The 3,316-nt window shown below is 41.2% G+C and carries 3 protein-coding genes and 1 other annotated feature; all 3 genes read left to right on the top strand.

All coding sequences use genetic code 11. The annotated features are described in order from the left end of the window. Positions 1 to 29 precede the first annotated feature (29 nt). Positions 30 to 206, top strand: a complete 177-nt coding sequence (locus V7659_RS19480) for a hypothetical protein (protein WP_026563468.1) — start codon at positions 30 to 32, stop codon at positions 204 to 206. Positions 207 to 266: 60 nt separating this feature from the next. After that, positions 267 to 507 (top strand) — a binding site (T-box leader). Positions 508 to 601: 94 nt separating this feature from the next. Then, the gene (gene hisS / locus V7659_RS19485) at positions 602 to 1,873 is read left to right on the top strand and encodes a histidine--tRNA ligase (protein ID WP_335541535.1); all 1,272 of its coding nucleotides are present in this window, start codon (positions 602 to 604) and stop codon (positions 1,871 to 1,873) included. Between the two features lie 13 nt (positions 1,874 to 1,886). Then, positions 1,887 to 3,316: aspartate--tRNA ligase (gene aspS / locus V7659_RS19490; protein ID WP_335541538.1), on the top strand; the 1,430-nt coding region annotated here is incomplete at its 3' end.

Consider the following 3,316-nt stretch of genomic DNA (forward strand, 5'->3'; position numbering starts at 1 on the left):
TAATGAAGAAAAGGCTGAGGTGATTAGTAATGAGAGCAAGTGAAAAAGGAATGAACATCCAATCGATGGATGGACGGCTTTTCGGTGTTGATTTTCATGATTTTATTCAAAAGGAACAACATGCAAACTCGTTTGAACTTGCATCAGAATTCGGAATAACAATTGGTGATGTCAGAAAGTTAAAAAAACATTTAGAAAGATCATAAATGGCTATTGACAATACCTGCAATGCTCCGTAATATTAATTAAATAAAATGACATATTGTGATATACCAATGATGGAGCATAGTAATTAAGCAAACTCATGAAAAGAGAGGAAATGTCCTGGGCTGAAAGCATTTCTACATGGAACTTAATGAATGAACACTCCGTAGGCTTCTCTCTGAAAAAGGGTACCCTCTAGTAGGAGAAGAACGTAGCAGGCGTTAACTGTTAAAGAGGAAGGCATGTTGTTTATGCCTTCAACTAGGGTGGCACCGCGGGATTAATCAAACTCTCGTCCCTTGTATTCATACAAGGGATGGGAGTTTTTTGTTTTTTAATGGAAACAAGGGAGGCGTCCTGTCTACTTACATAAGAAAAAATAAGGAGGTTTTCCACTATGTCCATAAGCATTCCTCGAGGAACGCAAGACATTTTACCCGGTGAGGTAGAAAAGTGGCAACTGATTGAAGCTAAAGCCCGTGAACTTTGTGAGAAATATCAATATAAAGAGATTCGGACCCCAATATTCGAACATACAGATCTTTTTTCAAGAGGCGTTGGCGATAGCACGGATATTGTTCAGAAAGAAATGTACACATTTGAAGACCGCGGCAAACGAAGTCTTACACTTAGACCAGAAGGTACCGCAGCTGTTGTCCGCTCTTTTGTGGAGAAAAAAATGTTTGGTCTGGCTAATCAGCCAGTTAAGCTTTACTATATGGGACCAATGTTCCGATATGAACGTCCACAAGCAGGACGCTTTCGCCAATTTGTCCAATTCGGAATTGAAGCATTAGGCAGTAATGACCCTGCCATTGATGCCGAAGTCATTTCCCTAGCAATGAACTTGTATAAAGAAATGGGTTTAAAAAAGCTGAAGCTGATTATTAACAGCCTTGGTGATAAGGAAAGTCGCAGTGCTCACCGCAATGCACTTGTTGATCACTTCAAACCAAGAATCGGTGAGTTTTGTAATGACTGTCAAAATCGCCTTGAAAAAAATCCACTCCGAATCTTGGATTGTAAGCAGGACCGCGAGCATGAATTGATGTTAACAGCACCATCGATCCTTGAATTCTTAAATGATTTTTCTAAGGATTATTTTGAAAAATTACAGAAGTATTTAACCCAATTGGATATTCCTTTCGAAGTTGATGCCAACTTAGTCCGTGGACTCGATTATTACAACCACACGGCGTTTGAAATTATGAGTAATGCCGAAGGGTTTGGTGCGATCACCACGTTATGCGGCGGCGGCCGTTATAATGGTTTAGCTGAAGAAATTGGCGGTCCTGAAACACCAGGTATCGGTTTTGCCTTAAGTATTGAACGCTTTATTGCGGCTCTTGATGCAGAAGGGATTGAGCTTGCGGTCAACGAAGGCATTGATTGTTACCTTGCCGCACTCGGCGAAGAAGCAAAAGATTATACCGTTGGTTTGTTACAGCAACTGCGGCGGGCAGGTTTTTCAGCAGAAAGAGATTATTTGGATCGAAAAATTAAAGCTCAATTTAAAGCAGCTGACCGTCTAAAAGCTAAGTTTGTAGCGGTTTTAGGCGATGAAGAGCTTAAAAATAATAAAATCAATGTAAAAAATATGGCTACAGGTGAGCAAGTAGAAATTGATTTAGCAACTTTTATTAAGCAATTCCAAGAGTTGCAGGATTAAGAGGGGGATAATTATGTTTGGCAGATCATATTTTTGTGGGGAAGTACCAGAATCAGCAGTCGGTGAAAAAATAACCTTGAAGGGTTGGGTCCAAAAAAGACGCGACCTTGGCGGATTAATTTTTATTGATCTTCGCGACCGTTCAGGGATTGTTCAAGTAGTTTTTAATCCAGATTTATCACAAGAAGCATTACAAATTGCTGAAAAAATCCGTAACGAGTTTGTTTTAGATATAGTTGGAACTGTTGTAGCGCGTGATGAAGCAACCTTCAATGATAACCTGAAAACTGGAAAAATTGAAGTGCAGGCAGAAAAAGTAACAATCATTAATGAAGCAAAGACACCGCCATTTATGATCTCTGATAAAACAGATGCGTCTGAAGATGTCCGTTTAAAATACCGCTACCTTGATTTCCGTCGTCCGGTTATTTTTGAGACCCTAAAGATGCGTCATCAAGTGACCAAGCAAATCAGAGATTTTCTTGATGGAGAAGGCTTCTTAGATATTGAAACACCTATTTTGACAAAAAGTACTCCTGAGGGAGCACGCGATTATTTAGTGCCTAGCCGTGTTCATCCTGGCGAGTTCTATGCCCTGCCACAGTCACCACAGCTTTTTAAACAATTGCTTATGGTTGGCGGCATTGAACGCTATTATCAAATTGCTCGCTGCTTCCGCGATGAGGATTTACGTGCAGACCGTCAGCCAGAATTTACCCAAATCGATATCGAAACAAGCTTTTTAAGTCAAGAAGATATCATGGGCATGATGGAAAAAATGATGACGAAGTTAATGAAAGAAGTAAAAGGTGTAGACCTGCCTGAGGCATTCCCGCGGATGACATATGACGAGGCAATGAGCCGCTACGGCTCGGATAAACCTGATACTCGTTTTGGATTAGAGCTAGTTGATCTTTCCGAAATCGTCAAGGACTCAGGCTTTAAAGTGTTTGCATCGGCTGTGGCAAATGGTGGCCAAGTAAAAGCAATCAATGTGAAAGGTGCAGCTGATAACTACTCACGTAAAGACATTGATGCCTTAACAGAGTTCGTTGCTGTATATGGCGCGAAGGGGCTTGCATGGCTTAAAGTTGATTCTGAAGGGCTAAAGGGTCCGATTGCTAAATTCTTCTCTGAAGAGGACGCTCAAGCTCTTAAAGCGACCCTTGAAGCGGCAGAAGGAGATTTACTTCTATTTGTTGCCGACAAGAAAAAGGTTGTGGCCGATGCTCTAGGGGCCCTTCGTCAAAAGTTGGCTAGAGATTTAGATTTAATTGACCCAAGTTTATTCAATTTCTTATGGGTAACGGACTGGCCGCTCCTTGAGTACGATGAAGAAGAAGGCCGTTACTACGCTGCACATCATCCATTTACAATGCCGTTTAGGGAAGACCTTGAATATTTAGATTCCGATCCTTCCAAAGTGCGTGCCCAAGCATACGA

Source organism: Neobacillus drentensis, from assembly GCF_036966985.1.
Taxonomy (GTDB): Bacteria; Bacillota; Bacilli; order Bacillales; family Cytobacillaceae; genus Neobacillus; species Neobacillus drentensis_E.

Bases quoted from the DNA above. Each gene is read 5' to 3' on its own strand.
- V7659_RS19480 (WP_026563468.1), top strand. From the start codon at position 30: ATGAGAGCAAGTGAAAAAGGAATGAACATCCAATCGATGGATGGACGG.
- hisS (WP_335541535.1), top strand. From the start codon at position 602: ATGTCCATAAGCATTCCTCGAGGAACGCAAGACATTTTACCCGGTGAG.